We start from the raw sequence: 25,367 nt of genomic DNA, 5'->3' as shown, positions 1-25,367 counted from the left end.
AACTCGCCTGCTCACACTACATTATTACAGCTCTGCCATGGCAGCCTTGACGCCCACGGCCTGAATGCGGGCTAGCGCGGCAGCCGTCTGTTCAGCCAAGCCTGCGACCTTGGTCAGGTCTTCACCCCACAGGCGGGCATCGGCCAGCACGACCTGGGTGAAGGTTGCTGCGTCCTTGGCGGCCTTCCAGGCCGTGTTCAGGATATCCAATACATCGGCATTATCACGGATCGGGTAGACACCGGCCTCACGCGTGCCTTCAAATTCGCCCGCTGCATTGAATTTGCCGTGGTAGAAATTGAGCAGGGCAGCCAGCGAGAACGACAGCCCGGCCGGAGCCTTGCCATGCTTGGCGGCGTAATCCTTGACGGTGGGCAGCACGCGAACCTGCCACTTGGAGACGGAGTTGAGCGCAATCGAAATCAGTTCGTGACGGATGTGCGGATTGGCAAAACGTTCCATGATGGTGTCGGCATAGGCGCGGCGTTCTGCATCAGGCAGCGGCACGAAGGGGACGATCTCTTCGAACATCACCTTGTTCAGATACTTGGAGACGATGGGGTCTTCAGTCATCGACTTCACCGTATCCAGACCGGCACAATAGGCACCCAGCGAGCTGGCGGTGTGGGCACCGTTGAGGATGCGCACCTTGCGGGTACGGTAGGGTTGTAGGTCGTTGGTCCAGACAACATCCAGGCCCGCCTTATGCAAGGGGAATTCGTCACCAATGGCAGCCGGGCCTTCGATCACCCACAGGTGGAAGGGTTCGGCGGCAACCAGGAGGGGATCCTTGAACCCGAATTCGCCATACAGGCCATCTGCTTCGGCTGCGGGGAAGCCCGGAACGATACGGTCAACCAGCGTGTTGCAGAAAACGTTGTGATCCTTGACCCAGGTGATGAAGTCGGCTGGCAGCTTCCAGGCTTCGGCATGTTGCAACACGTAGCTGCGCAGTTTGCTGCCATTGGCTTCGATCAGTTCGCAGGGCAGGAATACCAGGCCGGTTTTTGCAGAGGCGCCCAGCGCCATATAGCGGGCCAGCAGCAACGCGGCGATCTTGGCCGGGAAGTTGTCCGGGCACTTGCCGCCAACAAAGGCTTCATCCACATAGGCGATACCCGCTTCGGTGGTGTTTGAAACCACAAAGCGCAGGGTCGGATCTTGAGCCGTGGCCAGCATCTCGGCCCACTGTGCGTAGGGGTTCAAGGCTTTTTTCACACAGCTGACCACGCGACGGGCGTCAATACTTTCGCCACCTTGCACCCCGCGCAGCAGCACGGTATAGAGGCCATCCTGGGCGTTCATCAGATCAGCAATCCCGCGTGCGAGCGGTTGAGCAATGGTTACTTCGCCATTGAACAGCCCAGCACCGTTGGCCATGTCGATCATCCAGTCAGCAAAGGCGCGCAGGAAGTTACCATCGCCAATCTGCAGGATTCGCACGGGCGGTAGCTTGGAAGGGGCGCTGGCATCAAGCTTGAGTTTGCCTTCGGCAAGATTGGAACGATTCAGGGCAAGCACGGTAATAACCTCCAGGTGTGTGAACGCAGGGTCTGGTTTGGGAGGCTGAAATTGCCACCCTTATGTCTGACAACTTTACGTCCAAACAAAAGAAAAATCCAGATAAGTTTTACAACTTTTCAATTCCAATTCCCCTATCCGGGCTGGGAAAAGCCATTTATCTTCAGTGGTTTTGACCCTGAGCAACTGGGTTGGCGCGTGTGATGCCAGGGGGGCGTGGCCCCCTCTGCATATAGCACAGGCTTCAGACACTTTCTTGCCTTGCAACCCTAGCAGGGCGAGTGGCGTATTTCAGGAGGGCTACCCGATTGCCTGCTCCACGTTGCCCGGGGTAGGGCCGACATGAAAAAGCCCGCATTGGCAGCGGGCTTTGGCGTATGAATTGATGCTTTTCAACGCTGAGGCAGAATCACGGCTCCCGCGTGCTGGGGGGGCACAACAGGTTTGAGTGTTGAGCGCTTGCCCGCCGTAGAGGCGATTGCCGTGCTGGGGCTGCCCGTGCTGCATTGTCCTGTGGAGATGTGATTCAATGCCATGGATAGCATTTGCTCGTTTGAGTCACCCAGTTGGTGAGCAAGGTCGTCCGAGGCGGTACAACTTGGGGTGAAGCCAGAGATATAGCCGCCCTCGTTTTTGGCATTGGCCGTCTGGAACTGGAGGGCAAAATAAGAAGTCCCGCAGTAGTCCGCCTGCTGCATGCCATAGGGTTTTCCGCAGGTGGTACCGCCGACGATGATGACCGGGATGTCGATTCCGCGCAGGCCGTTGATGATCATCTCACTGGCCGAGCAGGTAGAGGCCGATGTCAGCACATACACCCGGCTCAGGTTGAGCGCAGGGAGCTTCTCAGCGTAGCGGCCGGTTGTCAGCCCCATGGCGTTGTAGAAGGGCTCGTAATAGTCTTCGGCGCTATGTTTGTCGTTGTGCAGCACATACTCAAACACCTTTTTGGAGGTTGCCGTGCTCCCCGCAATCATGTAGGCCACTTCAGAGGCGATTGCGGTATAGCCGCCCCGGTTGTAGCGCAGATCCAGGATGAGGTCCGTTACATTGGCTTGTGCCAGGGAATTGAAGGCGTCTGCCAATTGGCCTTCTGCTGGAACTGTGTGCTCGTTGAAGACTAGATAACCTGCTTTTTTGGTCGCTCCGCCTGTGCCAAGTGTTGCAACACCGATGAAAGGAACCGGCGTATCGGCGTAGGTGGTGGTTCGCAAATTGACAGCGGTACTGGCGGCGTTACCTGGGTGCAGGTAGGTGATGGAAACGTAGGTTCCACTGGGGGACGCAAAAAGCGCGTCGTACTGGGCCTGGGTAACCCCTGCGCTGGTAACGGTGCTGCCATTGATGGCAATGATCTGGTCGCCGCGTTGCAGGCCAGCCGTGGCAGCGCTGGAATTGGGCTCTATGTAGGAAATGCGAAGTGCATTATTCTGGTCGTACTCACCACGAATGCCCAGATCCATGCTTTGCCCTTCCTGCAGGCTCGAATACGCCTGTGAGGTGGGAATGGCATAGCTGAACCGATCAATACTCGGGATCGTGTTGACTGTGATGTCCTCAAAATACTGGATGGGCGAATAGGGATAGTTCTCTGGGCGTGTTGTGCCTGCATATTGGTAGAACAGATATTTATCATCTACATGCTGGCGCACAAATCTTAATTGCCCCAAGGTCGAGCAGTCTGTTGTCGTGGTGGTATTTGACGATCCGCCGCCACCTCCGCCGCAACCCGCCAATATGCTTGTGGCGATCAGTAACGGTAAAACAAGGAGATTTGTTTTCAAGTGCTTAAGCATGCGTCGGACCTTTGGAATAATTCCTACGCCATGAAAAATAGGGCAGGATTCATGCGTGGGTATTGTATAGACGAATGTAAATGTGTGCAAATTTGCGGTAATACAATGATCTTGTTCGGATTTGAGGGGGTGTTTCATATTTGGTGGGCTGTTTGATTACGCAGAGGGTGCCAAATAGTTCCTTGTCCCGCGTTGATTGCTTCGCCTTGTAACATTGCCGAAATGTGTGCTGAACAGAATGGTTCGCCTTGCTTCACTTCAGTTGGGGTTGCACGATGGATCGGCGAGCGTTTCTGGGTAGTTCTGTGGCTGCACTGTCTTTTTTGTCATTCCCGTTACGGGCTCAAGCACAGGAAAGCGCTGCACGTCGTCAGATTGTGATCGGGCAGACCGTCGACTTGTCTGGCAGCATGCAGAATTTGGGGCGTGACTACTTTACCGGTGCCAAGCTGGCGTTTGACCAAGCCAATGCAGGCGATGGGCTTGGCGGGCGCCATATCCGGTTTATTCAGTTGGACGACGGTGGCGATCCTGCACGCGCTGTTGCCAATGCCAAGCGCCTGATTGAGGATGAGCGTGCCGATGTTTTGTTTGGGCTGAGTTCGGAATCCTGCGTAGAGGCCGTCGTCAATTCGCCATCCTTCAAAAATTCGGACATTGAAATTTTCGCGCCCATTACCGGGATCGATCATCCTGCTGCAAAGGGGCGGGCGGTCTATCTGCGCCCGAGTAGTGCAGACGAGATGGTGGCAATCCTGGATCGATTTATCAAGATGTCATTATCCCGTCTGGCGCTGGTCAATACGGCATCCGCCTCCATGGTCGCGGTGCGGGATGCTGCGTTGGCCGGAATCAAGGAGCGCTATACCGAGGTGCCGCGTGCCTATGCGCTCAAGGAAGGCGGAAGCAACGCGGCCGCCGTGGTCAGTGCAATCGAAAAAGATCGGGTGCAGGCGGTGGTGATTATGGCGGATGCATTTTCTGCGGCTGAGATCACCAAGCTCTTGCGCACCCGGTTGCCCGGCTTGTTCATTTGCCTGGGGTCCGCTGTTGATGTGCAGATGGTTCAGCAGTTGATCGGCCCCGCCTTGGCCCATGGCCTGATGGTATCCCGGGTGGTGCCTGATCCGGTCAATGGCGTGGTGCCGATCGTGACCAATTTCAAGCGCACCATGGCCAAGTACATGGACGAAGCGCCCACCTCGGCGGGGCTGGAGGGTTTTATTGCCGGGCAGACTTTGCTGACGGTATTGCGGAAAGCCGAGAACCCCAGGCATCTGGTCAGTGTGGCGCAAAAGCGTGTAGGCATGCTGGATGTGGGAGGCTGGAAAGTCAATCTGGCTAACAACCGTGCAGTGGAAAAGATCGAGATGGCCATGATCTCGCGCGAAGGCAAACTACTGTAGCGGATGTATGTTCCATGCGCCAAAAGGGTTGTATGCTGATCACCCTTTTGGAACAGGATGGCGTGTGGACAGGCAAGAAAGTGAATCGACCTCAGCCCGGTGGCAGGGTTGGTGTGATGGCTCAGCCGTGCCAAACCCTGGGCGGATGGGCATTGGCGGGCTTCTGCGCGGGCCGCAAGGCGAGGAACTGGTCTTTTCCGTCGCAATGGGCCGCACGGGCTGCAATAATGAGGCAGAGGCTTTGGCATTGCGCGGCCTGCTTGAACATGCCTTGGCGCATGGCATACGCCATTTGCAGGTGTGGTCAGATAGCGATGTGGCAGTGCGTTTGTCGTTGGATGCCTACAGCAAGGAAGCGCAGCGTCTCTCGTCGCTATTTGCTGACATTCGTATTCTGATGGGGCACTTTGAGCAAATCGAATTGCGTTGGCTGCCCCAACATCGCAATTTATCGGCAGACCGCCTCTCGCGGCAGGCCTTGGGATTGAAGGAGCGCCCTCCCGTTTCCCCCCGACCGTCCAGGCGCCGCCATTGAGGGGGAGTATTTCAAATGAGCCTGGAAGTGGCCTGTTTTCAGGAACGCGCACCAAATACGTAGCGCCCGGATTCCGCTTTTGGGGCACTGGATTGGGGCGCTTTGTTTGCACTGCTATTGGGCGAACTCGTGATAGGGGCATGTGGCGCCTGGACGCTGATCCAGCCTAAACGGTTGCGGATGTCCAGTGAGGCGGTGACAAGCTCCACGTCTTCGCTTTCTTCTGCCGCATCAAGCACTTGCCCTGCATAGGCAAGGTCTGAGAAGAAGCGTTGAGTGTTGAGGATAATGCCTTTGTCGTGACGCAGGCGGATCTTGATACGAGCAAGAAGTTGCAGAACGGCTTGGTCCATTTCTCTTATCCCAGGTGAAGATCTCACCAGGATTTAGCAATTGCTATGCCTGCCGTTCGTCGGAGATCGAGAATCCGCAATGGTTTGTGACGGATTTGGCATTACTCGCATAACCATTTTATAAATAATGTTATGCCTTTGGCGTGTCTTGAGGCAGGTGGATCGTGGCCCCTGGCGGCACTTCGCAGATGACCGGGTGCTGGGTGTTGCCATCGTGCTTGTCATACCTGATCCACACAGAAATGGCAGAAGGGTTGTGCGCAACATCTCCTCTGGCAGTCAGTCGCAGGCGCTGTGCTGCTTCAAGGTAATCAATGATTTCGATGTTGGTGGCATACCAGATGTCATCATGCCCAGCCATGAGGACGGAAAAATTCTCAATCACCTCCCAATTGTTGTCGTTATCAAATTCATAGCTGTGTCCCCACAGGTAGAACAGATCCAGGTATTGGGATTTCTGGCGCGCCAGGAAGGTTTCTGCGCGTTCCAACAGACGGTCCTTGTGGTGGCAGGTTGGCTGCCAGACCATGGGTTGGGTGGGCAGCAGGAACTGGCCGTTTGAGTCTACCGTGCGGGCGTAGGCGATTCCAAGCTCTGGGAGCAGGCGGTGCAGTTCCGGGGTGTGTTGGCCATTGGGATAGGCAAAGCCGCGCACCGGGTAGCCTGCCAGATCTTCCAGGCGGCGGCGATCATCAAAAATCTGCTGCACCATGATCTCGCGCGGGCAGCGTGACAAGGTAGGGTGGGTGAGCGAGTGGGCGGCGATCTCGTGCCCTTGGTAGAGCGCTGCAACTTCGCTGCGCTCAATGCGGCCATCCCGGCCAAATTTGTCGCCATTGAGGTTGAAGCTGGCTTTCAAGCCATGGCGGTTGAGAATTTCAACCAGTCGGCGGTCGGCAATCTTGCCGTCATCGTAGCTCAGGGTCAGGGCCTTGTGGCGCCCACCGGGGAAGCAGATAACCAGCCATTCCATGTTGCAATGCTCCAGTGTGTGTCGAAGCGCAATTTTCTCACAGGGTAGCCCATACTTGCGAGCAAGTGGCCTGACCAGTTTAAGGCACGTCAAATGCCCGGTGATAGGTGCCCTGACGGGCGAAACTCCGCATGGATGCTGCGCTAGAACATAAACCGAAAGATCACACTAAAAATTTGAGTGCTCTGGATATATGATTGGGTTCTCCCGGAGGCATCCCGATGAGTCAACGCCCACTGTGGCAGCCTGACCCCTATGCCGCTGCCAGCTCGCACATGCAGGTGTTTTGGCGGAAGGTTGAAAAACGCAGAGGGCGGCGATTTGCTGATTACAATCAGTTTCATCATTGGTCTGTGGCACTGCGCGGACAATTCTGGTCCGATCTTTGGGACTACTGTGGGGTTTTGGGGGAGAAGGGGGATGCCCCGCTGATTGAACCAGATGGCATGCTGAGCGCCCAATGGTTCCCAGATGCGCACCTGAATTTCGCACGCAACCTGTTACGCAATCGTGGCGATGGTGAGGCGTTGGTGTTCCGCGGAGAGGATGTCGTTCGGCGTAGCGTGAGCCATGACGAGCTTTATGCTCAGGTTGCCCAGTGTGCTGCCGCCATGCGCAAGGTGGGCGTCACCGAGGGCGACCGTGTGGCCGCCTACATGCCGACTTTACCGGAGACGGTTGTTGTGATGTTGGCTGCGGCCAGCATGGGGGCGATTTTCTCTGCGCTGGCGCCTGATTGTAGTGTGGAGGATGTCTCCGAGTGTTTCGGCCAGATCCAGCCCAGGCTTTTGTTTGTGGCAGACAGTTGCTTGCATGAGGGAAAAACCCAGTCTGCCTTGGAGCGTGTAGTCGAGATTGCTGGGCGATTGCCGGATTTGCTGGGCGTGGTGGTTGTACCCTACGTACAAAGTGATGCCAAGGAGATGGATGCAGCAAGGGCGGCGATTCCCAAGGTCTGCTCGTGGGCGGATCATCTGGCGCCTTACGCTGCGGTTACGCAAATCGATTTTGTGGAGTTGCCATTCTCTTTTCCACTCTATATCACATTTTCGCATGGCATAAGCGGGGCGTTGAAATGCATTGCGCATGGTGCGGGCGGCACACTTTTGCAGCACTTGAAAGAACATCAGTTGCACTGCGATATTCGTGCGGGAGATCGATTGTTCTTCAGCGCCAACTGTAGTCAGGCGATATGGTATTGGTTGGTCAGCGCACTGGGTTCTGGCGCTACATTGATGCTCTATGATGGGTCCCCTTTCGGGAGAAGTGAAAATGCACTCTGGGATTATGCTGAGGGAGAGCACTTTACCCACTTCGGTGCTCCTCTCGATTACTTTGAGACCTTGCTCAAGCGGGGTATCAAGCCCGTGCATACCCATGACCTGAATCATCTGCGGAGTTTGATGACAATTGAATCAAATTTGACAGAAGAGATCAGCAATTACGTCTATCGGAACATCAAGCAGACGCTGTGGTTGAATGCCGTATCAGGATGCCCTGATACCCTGTCTTGTTTTCTGTTGGGGAACCCTCTGGAACCCGTTTGGTACGCCGATGTTCAATACAAAGCTTTGGGGATGGGGGTTGCCGTGTTTGATCAAACAGGCCGGGCCGTGATTGGAGACGAGGGTGAATTGGTGTGTACCGAATCCTTCCCTTCCATGCCCGTTATGATCTGGAATGACCCGGATGGAAGTCGTTATCGCCAAGCCTATTTCAGACACTTTCCCAACATATGGAGCCGTGGGACGAGGGGCAGAGAAACCTTGCGGGGATGCATCATGGGGTGTGGGAAATGAATCGCAGCTTGATGAATTCGTGGTTTGCTCAGGCGTGATGCCTATCGTTGTAGGGCAACAGTAGAAAATGACCGGAAATATCAAAATCATTAAACTTGTATAAATTACGCAAAAACCTTTTCGGTTGAGCCGATGGCTCCTGATGGTGTGCAAGGACGATGCCGCATTCCGCGCCCTGGTTGATAAAGCCATGGGTAACGTCATGTCCAGCGGAGAGCTTGCGACGCTTTACAACAAATGGTTTGTGACCAATACCTTGAAAGTGCCGATGTCTTTGATGCTGAAGGATTGCGTCACCCGCCCGAGCCGTGAGCCGGGTGTGGCACTTGGCGTGGGTTACTCGCTATAGTTTTATGCCCGGGGCGACAACTGTGCGCATGCTTTAAACGGCTCCGCACAGCTTGTTGATTCTTGGTAAAAGCCACTCAATGCTGGCTGATTACAGGGTATTCAGACCACTAGGGCGACCCGCATGGTTTCATCTAGGTCGCACAGGGCAGCATTGACGACATCACCGTCGATCTTGCCTTGCCCCGCCATATCAAGCATGAAATCACGTACCTCTTCGATCGTGAGCCCGGCCCGGTAGGGGCGTTCTTGTACCATGGCCTGGAAAATGTCTGCCACGCGTAGGATGCGGGCTTCCAATGGCAGGGTTTCTCCCATGAGGTGGAAGGGATAGCCGCTGCCTCCCGGTGCTTCGTGGTGGTAGGCCGCCCACGGAGTAATTTCTTCAAAGCCCTTGATTTGGCGCAGGATCTGGTAAGTCTCAAAACTATGCGTGTTGATGATCTGGCGTTCCCGGCTGTCGAGCTTGCCAGGTTTGTCCAGGATTTCATCGGGTATCCGCAATTTGCCCAAGTCATGGAGCAGCCCGGCAATTTCGATCTTGTCACAGTGGGCCGGGCTGACACCCATTCGTTGCCCCAGGAAGCGCGATAGCGATGCTACGCCTTGGGAATGTCTGGCCGTAAACACACTCTTGGCATCTACGATGTGGGCGAAGATGGAGGCCAACTGACGCAATTCGCTCATGTCAGCATGGCTTTTGGGGCCTTGCAGCAACATGTCTTGCAGGTAGCGTTGGATGGAATGTGTTTCCAACTGAAGCCAGAAAGCCTCGCTTTTTGACGTGGCGAGGAAGAGTTTCACCAGTTCTGGTGCAAAGTAGGTGCCTGAGCACATCTGTACCTGTTCACGGATTTCGCTTGCGTGTTCAAGCATGCTGCTATCAGCGTAGTAAGGTGCAGTCATGACATCCACCCGGTCCGCCAGCAGGATCAGGTTGGCTTGCCAAATTACGGGTTCCGGTACGCCTTGTTCGACCAGCTTATCCCAGCGGGTATGGTGGTACAGGACGGGGGCGGCCATTTCGCTGAGTGCTGCAAAATCCTGCAGCAGCGCTGCCCCTGTGATGCAATGCTCCTGGGAGCCTTCCCAATCAAATTCGCGCAGCAGATTACGGTGGGTTTGGGTGGATGATACGCCTATGTCATGCAGCGTACCCAGATCGAACATGAAGTTGATCTCATGACTGCGTGCGCCATACAGCCGCATGCATTCGGCAGCCATGATGCCGACCCGTTTGCCGTGATTGATATCGTCAATCCCCACAAGGTCGAGCGCATCGGACAAAGCGTAAATCACATGCCGTAGGTCGGTTTGCGTATGCATGCTTTCCCCCTTATGCCTATCGTAATGGAAGCAGTCTGGGGTGGTGGGGGAAACGGTACCGAAGGGCATGGGGCAAATTGGGCGGGTTTGGTTGATATCAAACCCGCCACCCCGGCATGGCTAAGCTGGGGTCAGCAAGCCAGCATGCCGCGTTCCTTGATGAAGGCAATAATCTTGTCCAAGCCATCGCCTGTCTTGAGGTTGGTGAACACAAAGGGGCGCTCACCACGCTGCGCCTTGGCGTCGTGCGCCATCACTTCAAGTGAGGCGCCAACCATGGGGGCGAGGTCAATCTTGTTGATCACCAGGAGGTCTGATTTGGTGATGCCGGGGCCGCCTTTGCGGGGGATTTTTTCGCCCGCAGCCACGTCAATCACGTAGAGCGTGAGGTCCGAGAGTTCCGGTGAAAAGGTGGCAGCCAGATTGTCGCCGCCGGACTCCACCAGAATCAGCTCCACCATGGGGAAGGCGCGTTGCAGGCGGTCGATGGCCTCCAGGTTGATGGAGGCATCTTCGCGGATCGCGGTATGCGGGCAGCCGCCAGTTTCCACCCCCATGATGCGCTCAGGCGGCAGTGCGGAATGATTGACGAGGAACTTCGCATCTTCCGCCGTGTAGATGTCATTGGTCACGACGGCCATATCGATCTGATCCCGCAGTGCTTGACACAGGGCCAGAGTCAATGCGGTTTTGCCGGAACCGACAGGGCCGCCGATGCCGACACGAAGGGGCGCAGAGTGGGTGTTGGAAGTATTCATGAGCGGAAAAGACGTGAATATTGGGTTTCATGACGTGCGCAACAGATTGCGAACGCAGGGGTGAGGTTGGACCATTCTACTTCGGGCAATGCCAGAGCGGTTTGAGCCAGTTGCGGAATATCCCGTCCAAGCTCTGCGAGCAGACGCTGGCCTGCGGCCTGACCAAGCGGCACGGCCTTGAGTGCGGCCATCACCTGATTTTCAGCCCAAGACCAAAGGTAGGCCGTTATGGCGTCCAGGGGGGCGATTCCCCATGTGGCAGCGATGCCTGACCACGCCGTAGGGAAAGCCACTTCACCCAGATTGGATAATCCCGCAAGAATGGGGGCAAGTTCGGCGTCATTCAGATCGGTGAGTAGGCGCTTGAGTGAAAAGCCCATCTGCGTAGTTTCGGCACGAAGTTCGGCACTCTCGCGGCTGGCAAGAAAGTCTGCGTTCAGGCGAGTGATTTCCGTAAGAGCGTGGGAATGCCAATGTTCTATTAAACAAGCCAGCAAAGGCGCCTCAAGGCGCCCAATGCCGTGCCTGAGCAGATCGCCAATCCACTGCCCGGCACCGGCGGCATCCCGGATACGGCCAGACTCCACCGCCCACTCCAGCCCCTGCGAGTAGGTATAGGCCCCTACAGGTAGGGCAGGGCTCGCCAGTTGCAGCAGGCGGACCAGGGCAAGGGACGAGGTGCTAGTCAAGACTTGGCCCCGACGGGTTTGAACTCGTGAATCTTGGGCACAGAGCGATGTGGGCCGTGGCCGGGGTCGTGCAGTTCATCATGGCTGTGCTCATGATCGTGCCCATGCCCATGGTGATAGGGATGCCCGCCGTGTGAGCCATAGGCACCTGACTCTGGCTGGAAGGGGGCTTCGGTCTCGCAGACTTCGCATCCCAGCCCCTTGACCATTTCGGCCAGCACGTGGTCAGTCTGGAAGCGCAGGCGTCCGCCATCGGATTCCGGGATGATCTGCACAGGCACATGCCGGTTGCCTAAATGATAGGCCGTACGGGCAAAGAGCAGGGGGCTGTGTGCGGCCACCTCAATCAGCTTCTCAGGCGCAGCAACGATTTCCACGATGCTTTTGCCATCCTCGGAGGCGAGTCTGTCGCCCCCGTGCAGGTGTTCGCCGCGTTCGAGAAAAATGCCCGCTTCGATGCCAGAAGCCAGCGTGACTTTGAGGCGGCTACGCTTGCGTTCGTCATAAGCCAGCGCCACCGAATCAGTGGCGGGGGCTTGGGTGCGTTGATTCAGAATCAGCATGGGTTCAGAACAGGAAATAACGTTGAGTCATGGGCAGCGAGGTGGCAGGCTCGCACACCAGCAATTCGCCATCGGCGCGCACCGCATAGGTTTCGGGATCGACATCGATCTTTGGCGTGGCACTGTTGAGGACCATGTCAGCCTTGCTCAGCTTGCGCGTGCCGCAGACGGCCACCAAGGGCTTTTGCAGGCCGAGCGCGGCAATGGCTGGATTATTCAGCGCGGCTTGCGAAACAAAGGTGACCGAGGTCTTCAGTGCTTTACCAAAGCTGCCAAACATCGGGCGATAGTGCACGGGCTGCGGGGTGGGGATTGATGCATTCGGGTCGCCCATTGCAGCAGCGGCAATCATCCCACCCTTGAGAATCAGGGAGGGCTTCACGCCAAAGAAAGCTGGTTTCCATAGCACGAGGTCAGCAAGCTTGCCGACTTCAATGGAGCCTACCGTGTGGGCAATGCCATGCGTCAGTGCCGGATTGATGGTGTATTTGGCGATGTAGCGGCGCACGCGGGTGTTGTCGTTGCGGCTGCTGTCTTCCTTGAGCGCCCCACGTTGCACCTTCATCTTGTGCGCAGCCTGCCAGGTGCGGATGATGACTTCGCCCACGCGGCCCATGGCTTGCGAATCCGAACTCATCATTGAGAAGGCGCCAATGTCATGCAGGATGTCTTCGGCGGCAATGGTTTCGCGGCGGATGCGAGATTCTGCAAAAGCGATGTCTTCAGCGATGGCCGGGTCCAGGTGGTGGCAGACCATCAGCATATCCAGATGCTCGTCGATGGTGTTGACCGTGTAGGGCATCGTCGGATTGGTGGAGCTGGGGAGCACGTTGGGCAGGCCCGCTGCACGGATAATGTCAGGGGCATGGCCGCCACCCGCGCCTTCGGTGTGGAAGGTGTGGATGGTGCGGCCTTTGAAGGCATCGATAGTGGCCTCTACGAAGCCTGATTCGTTCAGGGTGTCGGTGTGGATGGCGACCTGCACATCCATCTCGTCAGCCACACTCAGGCAACAGTCGATGGCCGCCGGGGTGGTGCCCCAATCTTCATGCAGCTTGAGCCCGATGGCCCCGGCTGCAACCTGCTCACGCAGGGCTTCGGGTAGGCTGGCATTGCCTTTGCCGAGAAAACCCAGGTTCATCGGGAAGGCTTCAGCAGCTTCGAGCATGCGATGCATATGCCAGGGGCCTGGGGTACAGGTGGTGGCAAACGTACCTGTAGCAGGGCCGGTGCCGCCGCCGATCATGGTGGTGACCCCGGACATCAGCGCTTCTTCAATCTGCTGCGGGCAGATGAAGTGGATGTGGCTATCGATACCGCCTGCGGTGACGATCATCCCTTCACCCGCAATGATTTCGGTGCCTGGGCCGATGACAATGTCAACGCCCGATTGAATGTCCGGGTTGCCCGCTTTGCCGATACCCGCGATCCGCCCATCCTTCAGGCCGATATCTGCCTTGATGATGCCGGTGACCGCGTCGACGATCAGCGCATTGGTGATCACTGTGTCTGCTACCTCGGCGGCGCAGCGCTGGCCTTGGCCCATGCCATCGCGGATGACCTTGCCACCGCCGAATTTCACTTCTTCGCCATAGGAGGTGAAGTCCTTTTCCACCTCGATAATGAGTTCCGTATCGGCCAGACGCATGCGATCGCCCAACGTTGGGCCAAACATTTCGGCATATGCCTGACGGGAAATTTTTGTACTCATCACAGTGCTCCCTGAATCAAGCCACGGAAACCGTAGACCTTGCGTTCGCCTTCCAGTGCGACGAGTTGCACGGTACGCGTCTGGCCCGGCTCAAAGCGCACCGCCGTGCCTGCGGCAATATCAAGGCGATAACCACGGGCTGCGTCGCGGTCAAAGGACAGGGCCGCGTTGGTTTCAAAGAAGTGGTAGTGGGAGCCCACCTGGATGGGGCGGTCCCCTGTGTTGGCGACTACCATGGTCAAGCTGGGGCGGCTGGCATTGAGTTCCAGTTCGCCGGGTTCAACAAACATTTCGCCGGGAATCATGTGTGCCTCGCTGAGGTTCTATGCAATCGGAATCAGATGATCGGATGATGTACGGTGACCAGCTTGGTACCATCCGGGAAGGTGGCTTCCACCTGGATTTCTGGGATCATTTCGGCCACGCCTTCCATCACCTCATCACGGCGCAGCACCTTGGTGCCTTCACTCATGAGTTCGGCCACTGTTTTGCCGTCGCGTGCCCCTTCCATGATGGCGCAGGTAATCAGTGCCACAGCTTCTGGGTAATTCAATTTCAGGCCGCGCGCTTTGCGCCGCTCAGCCAGCAGGCCTGCGGTGAAGATCAGCAATTTGTCTTTTTCGCGTGGGGTCAGTTCCATACAGGCGTCTCCTGTTCTTCAAGTATTCCAGATGCGAGGTGGCAGGGCAGGGCGGCCCAGTAGTACGGGGCGCAAAACCTGCCAGAGTTGGATGAACCAGAGCCGTGCTGCCTCGCTGTGATGGCCGAGGTAGCGAGCAAATAACAGGCCAGGCAATACGGTGAGGGCATGCTCTGCGCCATCATTCGGGGCGATGGCCCGGCACGCTTCGAGCAGCGCTGCCACATTGATACCGGGGGAAAGGGTAGCCATCAGTGTGCCGCCGACACTGGCGCCTGCCCAGGCGACTTGGCTGGCCAGCATCGGGTCATGCCCGGTGAGTTGGCCGCGCTCCAGCCAGAGGGCTTGCCCCTGGCGTTCAATGCGGGTGTGCAGGTGGATACTGCCATGGTCGAAACGCTCGCCTGAGGCGCTACGGCCCAGGCACAGAATTTCCCAGCCAAAATAACGGCTGCCTTCGCCCAATTGCACCTGGGTGTTCATTCGGCTGAGGGCGCCATCAAAGATGATGGTCTCCTGCGGCAGCCATTCCAGAATGCCATTGTCCGCCACCGTGAAATCAAGTGTCTGCGAGGCTTCCACCCCGCTGGATCGATACCATTTGCCTGCACCCGGCGTGGTGAGTTGGGCATGCGCCTGTGCACCTACGTGGGCGGCGATATGTAGATGATCCCCCCCAGCGATACCCGAGGGCGGGTGAAGCAGGATGGCTTGGCAGACTTCGCGCCCTTCCGGGTAGAGCGCCTTTTGCACACGCAAAGGGCCGTGATGCACCTTTTCGGTGAGCAAAGTGTGTCCATTTAGGTGCATGAAGCCGAGCTTGATCTCGGCCTCCCAGGCTGCCAACTGGGGCGTAAGAGGGGTAATTGATGACATGGAGTCGATTATACGGATAGCCTTTCCCGAACGCCGTCGTTTTGCATGTTTTTCCCATTGCCCTGCATGATGATCTCGCCACGCTCCATCAACAGATATTGGTCGGCAAGCGATTCGGCAAAATCATAATACTGCTCGACCAGTAGGATCGCCATTTCGCCTGTACTTGCGAGCAGGCGGATGGCACGCTCGATATCCTTGATGATCGAAGGCTGGATGCCCTCCGTGGGTTCATCCAGGATCAGAAGCTTCGGCCCCATTGCCAGTGCCCGGCCAATGGCAAGCTGCTGCTGTTGCCCGCCGGAGAGGTCCCCACCGCGCCGGTGCAACATCTGCTTCAATACCGGGAACATCTCGAAGATGCGTTCCGGAATCGGCGCGCGCCCTGGGCATGTGGCCAGCCCCATGAGCAGATTCTCCTGCACGGTGAGGCGTGGAAAGATCTCGCGCCCCTGCGGTACATAGGCGATCCCGGCCTTGACTCTGTCATGCGGGGCAGCGTGGGTGATGTCCCGCCCGGCGAACGATATGCCGCCGGATTTTGACTTGACCAGCCCCATCAGGGTTTTGAGCAGGGTTGTTTTGCCAACCCCATTGCGCCCCAGCAGAGTCGTGACCTTGCCCATCTCCACTTCGAAGGACAAACCACGCAGGATGTGGCTGCCCCCATAGTATTGGTTGAGATTTTCGATTTTCAGCATCTCAGCGCCCCAGATAAACCTCAATGACCCGTTGATCGTTCTGCACCGTGGCAAGGCTGCCTTCGGTCAGTACCGAACCTTCATGCAGCACGGTTACCTTGCCGCCCAGTTTTTCGATAAATGCCATGTCATGTTCGACTACCACCAGCGAGTGCTTGCCTGCCAGAGAGAGGAAGAGTTCTGCCGTCTTCATGGTTTCGTCATCCGTCATCCCCGCGACCGGCTCGTCAAGCAGCAATAGCCGGGGTTCCTGCATCAGCAGCATGCCGATTTCCAGCCATTGCTTCTGGCCGTGGGAGAGCAGCCCAGCCTGCCGGTCCGCTTGATCGCCCAGCCCGATCTGGCTCAGGGTGGCCGCGATGCGGTCGTGGTCTTCATCGCGCAGGTGTGCGAATAGGCTACGCCACACGCGCTTGTCCGTCTTCATTGCAAGTTCCAGATTCTCAAACGCGGTGTGGTGCTCAAAGATGGTGGGCTTCTGGAATTTGCGCCCGATGCCGACGTGGGCGATTTCAGGTTCGGAAAGCCGGGTCAGATCAATGGTCTGGCCGAAGAATGCCTTGCCGCTGTCGGGCCGCGTCTTGCCGGTAATCACGTCCATCATCGTGGTCTTGCCTGCGCCGTTCGGGCCGATGATGCAACGCAGCTCACCGGCATCAATCGCAAGGCTCAGGTTCTTCAGCGCCTTGAAGCCATCGAAGCTCACGTTGATGTCTTCCAGATATAGGATGACCTTGTGCGACAGATCCAGCGTTTCCCGATCTGCAACGTGGCCCATGGGGTCAAACCCGTCGCCACCGGTGCCGTCATAAACCGAGGGGGAGGCTACAGTAGTCATCAGGCGGCTCCTTGCTTATTCATGAGTTTCTTCCACAGGCCCACCAGACCATGCGGCAACAACAATGTAACGATGATGAACAGCAGCCCCAGGAAGAACAGCCAGTATTCAGGGAAAGACACAGTAAACCAGCTCTTGGCAAGGTTGACCACAAAGGCGCCGATGATTGGGCCGATCAGTGTGCCACGCCCCCCTACGGCTACCCAGATGGCAATCTCGATGGAGTTGGCTACACTCATCTCCGATGGGTTGATGATGCCCACCTGCGGCACATAGAGCGCCCCGGCGATGCCGCATAGCACGGCGGAAACTGTCCAGATGAAAAGCTTGAACCAAAGCGGGTTGTAGCCGATAAACATGACACGCGATTCGGCATCGCGGATCGCAGTAAGCACGCGCCCATACTTGGAGCCCACCAACCACTTGGCGAAAACGAACGTTGCTGCGAGCATCAGTGCAGTAAGGCCAAACAGCACCAGTCGTGTTTCGGACGAGGTGATTGAATAGCCCATGATGCGCTTGAAATCGGTAAAACCGTTGTTGCCGCCAAACCCCGTTTCATTGCGGAAGAACAGCAGCATGGCGGCATAGGTCAGCGCCTGGGTGATGATCGAGAAATACACCCCTTTGATGCGTGAGCGGAAGGCGAAGAAACCAAAAATGAAGGCCACGACTGCAGGCAGTAGGATCACCAGGGCGGCGACCCAGACCAGGCTATCACTACCGCTCCAGTACCAGGGCAATTGCTTCCAGTCCAGAAAGACCATGAAATCAGGCAGATTGCTGTGGTAACTGCCATCTTGCCCAATCTGGCGCATCAGGTACATGCCAAAGGCGTATCCGCCCAGCGCAAAGAAGATGCCGTGCCCGAGTGACAAGATGCCTCCGTAGCCCCAGATCAGATCCATGGCGACGGCAACAATCGCGTAGCACATGATCTTGCCGATCAGGGTGATGGCATAGGTTGAAACCGAAAGGCTGCTCTCTGCAGGCACAAAAATATGCAGTGCCGGGATGACAACCAAAGTTGCCAGCAGAAAGAAGGCAAGTGTGATGCTGCTTTTTCGGTCAAGCGAAGAGAGCAGGCGGAGTGTGATGGGTGTATGCATGGCAGGTCTCATTCAACAAAACGGCCTTTGAGTGCGAAAAGCCCTTGCGGACGCTTCTGGATGAAGATTATGATGAAGACAAGTACGGCGATCTTGGCAATCACCGCGCCCGCCCAGCCTTCGAGCAGCTTGGTGACTACCCCGAGCCCCAGTGCGGCCCACACGGCACCTGCCAGTTGCCCAACCCCGCCAAGCACCACAACCATGAAGGAATCCACGATATAGCCCTGGCCCATATCCGGCCCCACGTTGGAGATCTGCGAGAGCGCCACGCCGCCCAGCCCGGCGATCCCCGCGCCCAAGGCAAAGGCGAGGGTATCGATACGCGAAGTGGGTACGCCTACGCAGCTTGCCATCTGGCGGTTCTGGGTGACCGCACGCACGAACATGCCCAGCCGCGTTTTGTTCATCAGCACCCACACCAGCGCTAGCACAAACAGCGCAAAGGCGATGATGATGATGCGGTTCCACGGCAATATTAGATTCGGCAGCAACTCGATGCCGCCGGACATCCAGCTTGGGTTGGCGACTTCAACGTTCTGCGCACCAAAGGCGACCCGCGCTGCCTGGATCAGCACCAGCGAGAGGCCCCAGGTGGCAAGTAGGGTCTCCAGCGTACGCCCATACAACCAGCGGATGACTGTGCGTTCCATGATGACACCGACAAGTGCTGCCGAGAAAAAGCCTACGGGCACCGCAGCCAGCAGATACCAGTCAACCGCACCGGGGAAATGGGCCCGGAAGAAGCTCTGCACTGCATAGGCAGAGTAGGCGCCCACCATCAGCAGCTCACCGTGGGCCATATTGATCACCCCCATCACCCCGTAGGTGATGGCGAGCCCCAGCGCGCCAAGCAGCAGGATGCTCCCCAGGGACAAGCCGGAGAAAACCTGCCCGACCATCTCCGCACGCGAAAGCCGTGCATCGATTTCCTTGACTGCCGCACCGGCTGCCAAGCGGACGTTTTCGTCGGCCTCGTTGGCCTTGTTCATCAGTGGCAACAAGGCGGATTTGATGACCGGTGAAGAACTGCCTGCCAGCGCCTTGATGGCTGCGACGCGTGCTGCGGGGTCCGGGTTGCGCAAATTGGCTTGTGCATGCGCCAGTTGCAGGAGCGCCTTGACCTTGTCATCTTTCTCTTGCGATAAGGCGCGGGCCAGCACTGGGGCCAATTCCGCACTGGCATCGTTCTGCAACTTCTGCGCAGCCGCGAGACGCACGGCAGGGTCGGCATCAAACAGGCTCAGTGCCGCCAAGGCATTGGCCAATTCGCCCCGGATGCGGTTGTTGACCATCACTGCTTCAGCATTCTCTGGTGCCTTGACCGGGGTGCCGCTGGCAGCGTCAAAAGCCTTGTCACCTTCCATGATCAAGACCTTGTCGCCTGCCAGATACAAACCATCCTCTGCCATGGCTTTGAGGATGCGGGGCGTGGCCGGGTCTGCCGTCTGGGCCAACTTCTGGATTGCAGCCACCTTCTGGCTGGAGTCCGCATCGGCCAGTTGGCGCACCAAAGCCGGATCAGGCGCTGCCAGCGCAGACAAGGCACAGGCTGACAGACACAGGGCTAGCAGGGTTTTGAGCATGAACGGTTCATCCGCAGTAAAGCACTTGGATGAAGCTTACGGAGCGCAGCGGGCAGGGGGAATACGACAAATTGCGTAGGGCTGTTTGTACGCATGGGACCGTACCTGACCGTGAAGCGGGTCAAGCAAACCGCAACTGTCACGGTTGTAGAGCCACCACGGTAAAGCGGTGAATGTGGAGTATGATATTGAAATAATATGAATGGTCGGCCGCGACGACCTATTTGAACTTGGATTCCCATGCTTACAACTCTTGCCATAGCAAACTACCGTTCTCTACGAAGCCTCATCCTTCCTCTCGCCTCCCTTAATGTGGTCACCGGTGCAAACGGCAGCGGAAAGTCCAGTGTTTACCGCTCTTTGAGGTTGCTGGCGCATGCAGCACAAGGGCGGATCATTTCTGCGCTGGCCGGTGAAGGTGGTTTGCAGTCGACATTGTGGGCCGGGCCAGAAGAGATTACGCGTGCCATGCGTCAAGGTATTCATGCGGTACAGGGTGTGCGGCGCAAGGAGCCCATTAACCTCAAGCTGGGTTTCGCAAGCGACTCTTTGGGCTATCTGATCAATCTTGGCATTTCGTCGAACGGCATGAGTGCCTTTGCGCTTGACCCGGAAATCAAGGCTGAAAACATCTGGGCGGGCCCATTTCTGCGTCGTGCGTCGATGCTGGTTGAGCGTACGGGGTCTTTGGTAAAGGTCAAGCAGGGCAAGGAGTGGCAGATTCTGAGCAATGGAGTGCCGCATTACGAGAGCATGCTGATGCAGTTGGCTGATCCGCATCATGCGCCAGAAATGTTGGTGTTGAGAGAGCAGGTGCGTTCCTGGCGCTTTTATGATCATTTCCGTACGGACATGGAGGCGCCCGCCCGTTTCCCGCAAATCGGAACCCATACCTCATCAATCTGCGATGATGGGCGCGATCTTGCTGCGGCATTGCAAACCATTTTGGAAATTGGCGATGCGGATGCACTGTCTGAAGCGGTGGCCGATGCGTTTCCGGGGGCTTCGATTGAAGTGGCAAACCATGATGGTCGATTTGAAGTCTTGATGCATCAACATGGTTTGTTGCGACCGCTACGGGCAGCGGAGCTGTCTGATGGAACCTTGCGCTACCTGTTCTTGATCGCAGCGCTTAGCTCCCCACGCCCTGCGGAATTGCTGGTACTCAACGAGCCAGAAACCAGTTTGCATCCTGACCTGCTTCCTGCACTAGGCCGCTTGATCGGAAACGCGGCAAGAAAATCCCAGATTATTGTGGTGACGCACGCCAGCCGCCCTATCGCAGCACTTCGTGAGTACAGGGATTGCCAGGAATTTTGTCTGGAAAAAGATTTTGGTGAAACAAAGGTGTCAGGTATGCGTGAGTTGGAAAGACCTTCTTGGCACTGGACCACCTGATTAAAGTTGCTGCCGACATTTTTCTAGTTTTGATGCTGACTGCTCTGGTGGTATTCAGCCCTATCAAATTGAACAGGATTTGATGTTCGGGCAGTCGACATGGAACTGTAATTTATTTGTTGTATGTATCTCCTGTTGTTTGAGTAACGGAATCACTCACACGGCAGGAGGTTACGATGGTGAAAAAGGAAGCCCAAGGGTCTATCGCACGGCTGTCTGATCAACTTGCCACCTATAAGCAGGTGCAACAGCATGTGCAGCATCACGTGATTGATGAACTGCAGTTCTATCCTGAGCACGACCGCAGAGTTGAAACGCCTGCCTACAAAAAGGCGCATGACCATATGGTCCACGTTTTGAAGCTGCCTTGTCTGGTTTGCGGGGTGAGCGTTGATACCTTGAAAGACCCAGCAATCAACAAATACGGCGCCCGGCAGCTTGAAACCCATCACCATGTCATTGAATGGGCCTTGGCAGAGGCCATTGATGTAGATAAATTCAATCAACGACTTCTTCCCCACCTGGCACATCGTCACCCGAAAGACCCTGTCTGGGCATACGAGACGCTATTTGATAAACAGAAGATTCTGGATTGGGTCGATCACTCCGAGCACAATCTTTGGGTGCTCTGTGACGTGCATCACCGCGCAAAATACGCGGGGATTCACGAGATCACTTATCCCACCTGGGCGCCGATGGACCTATTCCGCCCGGATTTTGAGGCGTGGGCCAACTCCGAGATTCAGAAACTCAAGACTTCGTGAGTGTGAGCGCCTGCTGCCTGATACGCGCGGGTGTTTTCGGATTGTTCCCACGGTGTTGCATGGGAACAATCGCTTTGCTATGCGTATGAGCTCTCAAACGATTCAATCTGCAAGGGCTGCGCCAGTACGCATTCTTCGCAGTTGTCTTCAGGCTTGTCGCGGTCGATGACGAGAAAATCGCTTTGCCCGTCTAAGGCGAGCAAGGGGTGATGCCAGGTGCCAGGGGCAAAGTTCACGCCTTGTTGGCCGCTTGCCAGAAAGGCGCGTATCTGGGCTGGGTCGACGCTGTCTCCCTGTGGTGCAACCACGACCAGGAATGGCTTGCCGTTCAAGGGCATGAAGGCTTGTGAGGCCTTGGGATGGCGTTCCAGCATGCTGACCTTGAACGGGAGTTGGCGTGGTTGGGCGCGGAATATGCTGACGATGAGGCACCCGCCTTCACCGGGCTCCAGCGTGGCCAGATCGTGAAAGCGCTGACTGGTGCCTGCATTGATGGCATATTGTTGATGGCTCGGGTCTGCTTCCATGACATCGCCAAATGCTGAAAATGCCTGGCGGGTGAGTGGCTCGACGGGGAGTATCAGCATGCTTTCTCCTCAACGGGCCGCCCCCACAAGCGCAAGCGGGATACGCCACCATCCGGGTGCAGGTTGAAGCGGATATGGCTGACAGGGCCGAGCGCCTGTGCCGCGAAATTGTGGATTCCGTCGGCCGTAAGCGGGCTCTCTGGCAACAGCGTCTGCCAGAATTGCGATTGAGCGGGCATGGCCGATTCATCGAGCGTGGGTATAAAAGCGGCCTGCAGCGAGCTGCGGTCCGGAAAGTTGCCCTTGAAGTGGGCCGTGTCGACCTCAACGCGTACAATTTCGCCGGGAATGCCCAGTGCAAGGATGCACCAGTCATGGCCCGGTTCCCGGCGCCGCCGGGTTTCCCAGCCTTCGCCCATGTTGATGCCACGCCCTGGCAGCAGCAGATTGGCGGCGATGCCAAAGTGGGCATCGTTCCAAGCGATGGCGCGGCCACCGTGACGCATGGCTATCAGGTCGATGAGGCCATCCGGCCCCGTTTCGCGGGCAAGGCTGGCGGGTTGTCCATAGACGCGCAGGCGGGCCAGCCCGCCATCGGGGTAGATGCTGACGCGGATATGCGAAAACACTACGCCGGGGTGCGCCAAGGCTTCCTGCACATGATGCCGGTTACCCTGGAGTTGAACCATGGCTGTGAGTGGCAACCATTGTGCGTGGGCTGGGTCGCTGCCCACCGGGCAACCTTCTATGGTGGCTGCGGGCGGATAGTTGCCGGTGAAAAAGCTCGTATCCAGATCGAAGCCTGCAATGCTGCCGGGGCAGCCAAGCTTGACGATGCACCAGTCGTGCCCGGCAACGCGCTTGCGGCGGCTTTCCCAGCCATCCATCCACTTGCCGTTGTCATCATACTTGCCGGGGATGAAGCAGGCAGGTTCCGGGTTGAGCATGCGGCCCATTGGGGCGAAGAAATCATCCGAGCAGGCCACGGCCTTGGCACCCAGGCGTGGGTCGGCAAGGTTGATGGCGCGGGCGGCCCAGCGTGGCAGCTCGGCGGGTGGGGCGATCAGGGTGGTCGAGGTCATGGCTGTTCTAGTTTTGCGTACGGATAAAGTTGGCAAATTCCGGCGTGGTCGGGTTGTTGAACATTTCCTGCGGATGGCCGGATTCGTGAATGCGGCCTTCGTACATGAACACGAGTTTATCGCTGACTTCGCGGGCAAAGCGCATTTCATGCGTCACCATGACCAATGTCATGCCCTCGCTGGCAAGCTGGCGCACCACGCTGAGCACTTCATTGACAAGCTCTGGGTCCAGCGCAGAGGTGATTTCATCACAGAGCAGCACTTTTGGCGACATGGCCAGTGCTCTGGCGATTGCCACGCGTTGCTGCTGTCCGCCGGAGAGCTGATCGGGGAAGGCGTCGAATTTTTCGGCCAGACCAACCCGGGCCAGCATGTTACGGGCTATGGTTTCGGCCTCATCCTTCTTGGTGCCCTTGACGACCTGTGGGGCGAGCATCACGTTCTGCCCCGCACTCAGGTGCGGGAAGAGGTTGAATTGTTGGAAGACCATGCCGACTTTCTGGCGCAGTGCGCGCAGATCGCCCTGGCCTGCAACCAATGCGGTGCCATCGACTTCGATGGTGCCGTCATCAATGCTTTCCAGGCCGTTCAGTGTGCGCAGCAGGGTGCTTTTGCCTGAGCCACTACGCCCGATGATGGTGACGACTTCGCCTTCCTGGATGTCCAGATTGATGCCTTTGAGCACATGGTTTTTACCAAAGAACTTGTGCAGGCGCTTAGTTTGTACGAGGGGCATGGACTTTCCTTTCCAGACGCTGGGCATACCAGGACAGCGGATAGCAGAGAATGAAATAGCCCAGGGCCACCAGGCTATAGAGCAGGAAGGGTTGATAGGTGGCGTTGCTGAGCATCGAGCCGGTTTTGGTGAGTTCGGCAAAACCGATGATGGAAGTCACCGCAGTACCCTTTACCACCTGAACGGCAAAGCCAACGGTGGGGGCAATTGCCATGCGCATGGCTTGGGGGAGGATGACGTGGCGCATCTGTTCAGCATAAGTCATCGCCAGACTGGTGCTGGCTTCCCATTGGCCGCGCGGTACTGATTCAACACAGCCACGCCAGATTTCCGCGAGGAAGGCACTGGTAAACAAGGTCAGGCCTACGCCTGCGGCGAGCCATGCGGGCAGATCAAGCCCGAAGAGTGAGAGACCGAAGAACAGGATGAACAACTGCATCAGCAAAGGGGTGCCCTGGAACATCTCGATATAGAGCCGGGCCGAGGCGTTGATTGCCCGGATCTTGCTGATGCGTGCAAATAGGACTGCCAGCCCGGCCAGCCCGCCAAACACAAAGGCAGCCACAGAAAGAACGATGGTGAGGAGCCCGCTGATGGCAAGGTTGCGGATAATGTCCCACAGGGTAAATGTCATCATCATGCTTGTGGCCTCCGTGCGATGGCATAGCGCCCGATTGCTGCCAAAGCCTGCCGGATGATGACAGCTAGGGCGAAATAGATGGCAGTGGTCAGGAAATAGGTTTCAAAGGCCCGGAAGTTGCGGGACTGGATGAAGTTGGCGACAAAGGTCAGTTCTTCTGCTGAGATTTGTGAGCATACGGATGAGCCCAGCATGGTGATCACGATCTGGCTGCTCAGTGCTGGCCACACCTTGAGCAGGGCAGGGCGCAGCATGACGTAAAAGAAAGTCTGCCAGCGTGTGAAAGCCAGTGATTCAGAGGCTTCAATCAAGCCCTTGGGTATTGCCTGTAAGCCTGCGCGGATGATTTCGGTGCTATAGGCTCCCAGGTTGAGCACCATTGCCAGTATGGCGGCTTGCCATTCCGTCAGCTTGATACCCAGCGATGGCAGGCCAAAGAAGATGAGAAACAGTTGCACCAGGAAAGGCGTGTTGCGGAACAACTCTACGTAGCACCTATAGAGGCCAGCAAAGGGGCGCACATTCCAGGTTCGACTGATGGCGCCACCAATGCCGATCAACGTTCCCAGCGTGCCACCCAGCAGGGTCAGGCCGAGCGTATAGCCTATGCCGTGGGCAAGCATGCCCGCATAGTCAGGTACAAAATTGAAATCGAAGTGGTAGGCCATGGTCAGAATCTTTCAAAACCACCC

The 25,367-nt window shown here is 57.0% G+C and carries 27 protein-coding genes; 6 read left to right on the top strand and 21 right to left on the bottom strand.

Translation table 11 applies throughout. The annotated features are described in order from the left end of the window. Positions 1-24: 24 nt before the first annotated feature. Together B145_RS0105960 and B145_RS24590 are read right to left on the bottom strand one after the other, a co-directional pair. Positions 25-1,521, bottom strand: a complete 1,497-nt coding sequence (locus B145_RS0105960; RefSeq protein ID WP_018605882.1) for a tagaturonate reductase — start codon at positions 1,519-1,521, stop codon at positions 25-27. Positions 1,522-1,913: 392 nt separating this feature from the next. Then, positions 1,914-3,305 (bottom strand): S41 family peptidase, encoded by a 1,392-nt coding sequence (locus B145_RS24590; RefSeq protein WP_169558539.1) that lies wholly within the window; start codon positions 3,303-3,305, stop codon positions 1,914-1,916. Positions 3,306-3,592: 287 nt separating this feature from the next. Here B145_RS24590 and B145_RS0105950 point away from each other — a divergent pair, with 287 nt between their 5' ends. Together B145_RS0105950 and B145_RS0105945 are read left to right on the top strand one after the other, a co-directional pair. After that, the gene (locus tag B145_RS0105950; protein WP_018605879.1) at positions 3,593-4,723 is read left to right on the top strand and encodes an ABC transporter substrate-binding protein; all 1,131 of its coding nucleotides are present in this window, start codon (positions 3,593-3,595) and stop codon (positions 4,721-4,723) included. 64 nt (positions 4,724-4,787) lie between these two features. Continuing rightward, a complete protein-coding gene (locus B145_RS0105945; protein WP_026258870.1) occupies positions 4,788-5,258 on the top strand; it encodes a ribonuclease HI family protein in 471 nt (156 codons plus the stop codon). 38 nt (positions 5,259-5,296) lie between these two features. Here B145_RS0105945 and B145_RS0105940 read toward each other — a convergent pair whose 3' ends face one another. Both B145_RS0105940 and B145_RS0105935 read right to left on the bottom strand, forming a co-directional pair. Next, complete coding sequence (locus B145_RS0105940) at positions 5,297-5,611, bottom strand: hypothetical protein (protein WP_018605875.1); 315 nt, start codon at positions 5,609-5,611, stop codon at positions 5,297-5,299. Positions 5,612-5,741: 130 nt separating this feature from the next. Next, positions 5,742-6,584 (bottom strand): polysaccharide deacetylase family protein, encoded by an 843-nt coding sequence (locus tag B145_RS0105935; RefSeq protein ID WP_018605873.1) that lies wholly within the window; start codon positions 6,582-6,584, stop codon positions 5,742-5,744. A gap of 221 nt (positions 6,585-6,805) precedes the next feature. Between B145_RS0105935 and B145_RS26945 the strand changes: the two genes are divergently transcribed. Further along, complete coding sequence (locus tag B145_RS26945; protein ID WP_018605871.1) at positions 6,806-8,383, top strand: acetoacetate--CoA ligase; 1,578 nt, start codon at positions 6,806-6,808, stop codon at positions 8,381-8,383. Positions 8,384-8,525: 142 nt separating this feature from the next. Beyond that, positions 8,526-8,732 (top strand): hypothetical protein, encoded by a 207-nt coding sequence (locus B145_RS0105925; protein ID WP_018605869.1) that lies wholly within the window; start codon positions 8,526-8,528, stop codon positions 8,730-8,732. Between the two features lie 101 nt (positions 8,733-8,833). On the opposite strand, the gene B145_RS24580 is transcribed toward B145_RS0105925, so the two are convergent. From B145_RS24580 to urtB, 12 genes are all read right to left on the bottom strand, one after another. Then, positions 8,834-10,057: an HD-GYP domain-containing protein gene (locus B145_RS24580; RefSeq protein ID WP_018605867.1), complete on the bottom strand. Its 1,224-nt coding sequence runs from the start codon at positions 10,055-10,057 to the stop codon at positions 8,834-8,836. A gap of 131 nt (positions 10,058-10,188) precedes the next feature. Beyond that, positions 10,189-10,815, bottom strand: a complete 627-nt coding sequence (gene ureG / locus B145_RS0105915; protein WP_018605864.1) for an urease accessory protein UreG — start codon at positions 10,813-10,815, stop codon at positions 10,189-10,191. Next, complete coding sequence (locus tag B145_RS0105910) at positions 10,812-11,504, bottom strand: urease accessory protein UreF (protein WP_018605863.1); 693 nt, start codon at positions 11,502-11,504, stop codon at positions 10,812-10,814. Before B145_RS0105910 ends, ureG begins: the two co-directional genes overlap by 4 nt. After that, positions 11,501-12,067, bottom strand: a complete 567-nt coding sequence (ureE, locus tag B145_RS24575; RefSeq protein WP_018605862.1) for an urease accessory protein UreE — start codon at positions 12,065-12,067, stop codon at positions 11,501-11,503. Before ureE ends, B145_RS0105910 begins: the two co-directional genes overlap by 4 nt. Before the next feature lie 4 nt (positions 12,068-12,071). After that, entirely contained in the window at positions 12,072-13,778 is a 1,707-nt protein-coding gene (ureC, locus tag B145_RS0105900; protein ID WP_018605860.1) for an urease subunit alpha, read from the bottom strand. Continuing rightward, positions 13,778-14,083, bottom strand: coding sequence for an urease subunit beta (locus tag B145_RS0105895; RefSeq protein WP_018605858.1), 306 nt, complete (start codon positions 14,081-14,083; stop codon positions 13,778-13,780). Before B145_RS0105895 ends, ureC begins: the two co-directional genes overlap by 1 nt. A 32-nt stretch (positions 14,084-14,115) precedes the next feature. After that, positions 14,116-14,418 (bottom strand): urease subunit gamma, encoded by a 303-nt coding sequence (ureA, locus tag B145_RS0105890; RefSeq protein WP_018605856.1) that lies wholly within the window; start codon positions 14,416-14,418, stop codon positions 14,116-14,118. An 18-nt stretch (positions 14,419-14,436) separates the two neighbouring features. Then, positions 14,437-15,294 carry an urease accessory protein UreD gene (locus B145_RS0105885; protein ID WP_026258869.1) on the bottom strand — a complete coding sequence of 286 codons (858 nt, stop codon included), beginning with the start codon at positions 15,292-15,294 and terminating at the stop codon, positions 14,437-14,439. Between the two features lie 8 nt (positions 15,295-15,302). Beyond that, complete coding sequence (gene urtE / locus B145_RS0105880) at positions 15,303-15,995, bottom strand: urea ABC transporter ATP-binding subunit UrtE (protein WP_018605852.1); 693 nt, start codon at positions 15,993-15,995, stop codon at positions 15,303-15,305. A 1-nt stretch (position 15,996) separates the two neighbouring features. After that, on the bottom strand, positions 15,997-16,773 hold the full coding sequence (urtD, locus tag B145_RS0105875; protein WP_245541832.1) for an urea ABC transporter ATP-binding protein UrtD: 777 nt from the start codon (positions 16,771-16,773) through the stop codon (positions 15,997-15,999). Positions 16,774-16,832: 59 nt separating this feature from the next. Further along, the gene (gene urtC / locus B145_RS0105870) at positions 16,833-17,942 is read right to left on the bottom strand and encodes an urea ABC transporter permease subunit UrtC (protein ID WP_018605849.1); all 1,110 of its coding nucleotides are present in this window, start codon (positions 17,940-17,942) and stop codon (positions 16,833-16,835) included. Between the two features lie 8 nt (positions 17,943-17,950). Then, positions 17,951-19,528, bottom strand: a complete 1,578-nt coding sequence (urtB, locus tag B145_RS0105865; RefSeq protein WP_018605847.1) for an urea ABC transporter permease subunit UrtB — start codon at positions 19,526-19,528, stop codon at positions 17,951-17,953. Between the two features lie 240 nt (positions 19,529-19,768). Between urtB and B145_RS0105860 the strand changes: the two genes are divergently transcribed. Continuing rightward, entirely contained in the window at positions 19,769-20,926 is a 1,158-nt protein-coding gene (locus B145_RS0105860; protein ID WP_026258868.1) for an AAA family ATPase, read from the top strand. A 176-nt stretch (positions 20,927-21,102) separates the two neighbouring features. Continuing rightward, the gene (locus B145_RS0105855) at positions 21,103-21,690 is read left to right on the top strand and encodes a hypothetical protein (protein WP_018605845.1); all 588 of its coding nucleotides are present in this window, start codon (positions 21,103-21,105) and stop codon (positions 21,688-21,690) included. A gap of 77 nt (positions 21,691-21,767) precedes the next feature. Here the strand turns inward: B145_RS0105855 and B145_RS0105850 are convergent, their stop codons facing one another. From B145_RS0105850 to B145_RS0105830, 5 genes are read right to left on the bottom strand one after another with little or no spacing between them, the layout of a single operon-like run. Then, positions 21,768-22,277, bottom strand: a complete 510-nt coding sequence (locus tag B145_RS0105850) for an ureidoglycolate lyase (protein WP_018605844.1) — start codon at positions 22,275-22,277, stop codon at positions 21,768-21,770. Continuing rightward, entirely contained in the window at positions 22,271-23,299 is a 1,029-nt protein-coding gene (gene alc / locus B145_RS0105845; RefSeq protein ID WP_018605843.1) for an allantoicase, read from the bottom strand. Before alc ends, B145_RS0105850 begins: the two co-directional genes overlap by 7 nt. A gap of 7 nt (positions 23,300-23,306) precedes the next feature. After that, on the bottom strand, positions 23,307-24,035 hold the full coding sequence (locus B145_RS0105840; protein ID WP_018605842.1) for an amino acid ABC transporter ATP-binding protein: 729 nt from the start codon (positions 24,033-24,035) through the stop codon (positions 23,307-23,309). Continuing rightward, positions 24,016-24,675, bottom strand: coding sequence for an amino acid ABC transporter permease (locus B145_RS0105835; protein ID WP_018605841.1), 660 nt, complete (start codon positions 24,673-24,675; stop codon positions 24,016-24,018). Before B145_RS0105835 ends, B145_RS0105840 begins: the two co-directional genes overlap by 20 nt. After that, the gene (locus B145_RS0105830; RefSeq protein WP_018605840.1) at positions 24,672-25,343 is read right to left on the bottom strand and encodes an amino acid ABC transporter permease; all 672 of its coding nucleotides are present in this window, start codon (positions 25,341-25,343) and stop codon (positions 24,672-24,674) included. The genes B145_RS0105835 and B145_RS0105830 overlap by 4 nt, the downstream gene beginning before the upstream one ends. Positions 25,344-25,367 lie beyond the last annotated feature (24 nt).

The sequence above is a fragment of the Uliginosibacterium gangwonense DSM 18521 genome (genome assembly GCF_000373965.1).
Classification (GTDB): domain Bacteria; phylum Pseudomonadota; class Gammaproteobacteria; order Burkholderiales; family Rhodocyclaceae; genus Uliginosibacterium; species Uliginosibacterium gangwonense.
This window is presented reverse-complemented; position numbering and strand designations above follow the sequence as displayed.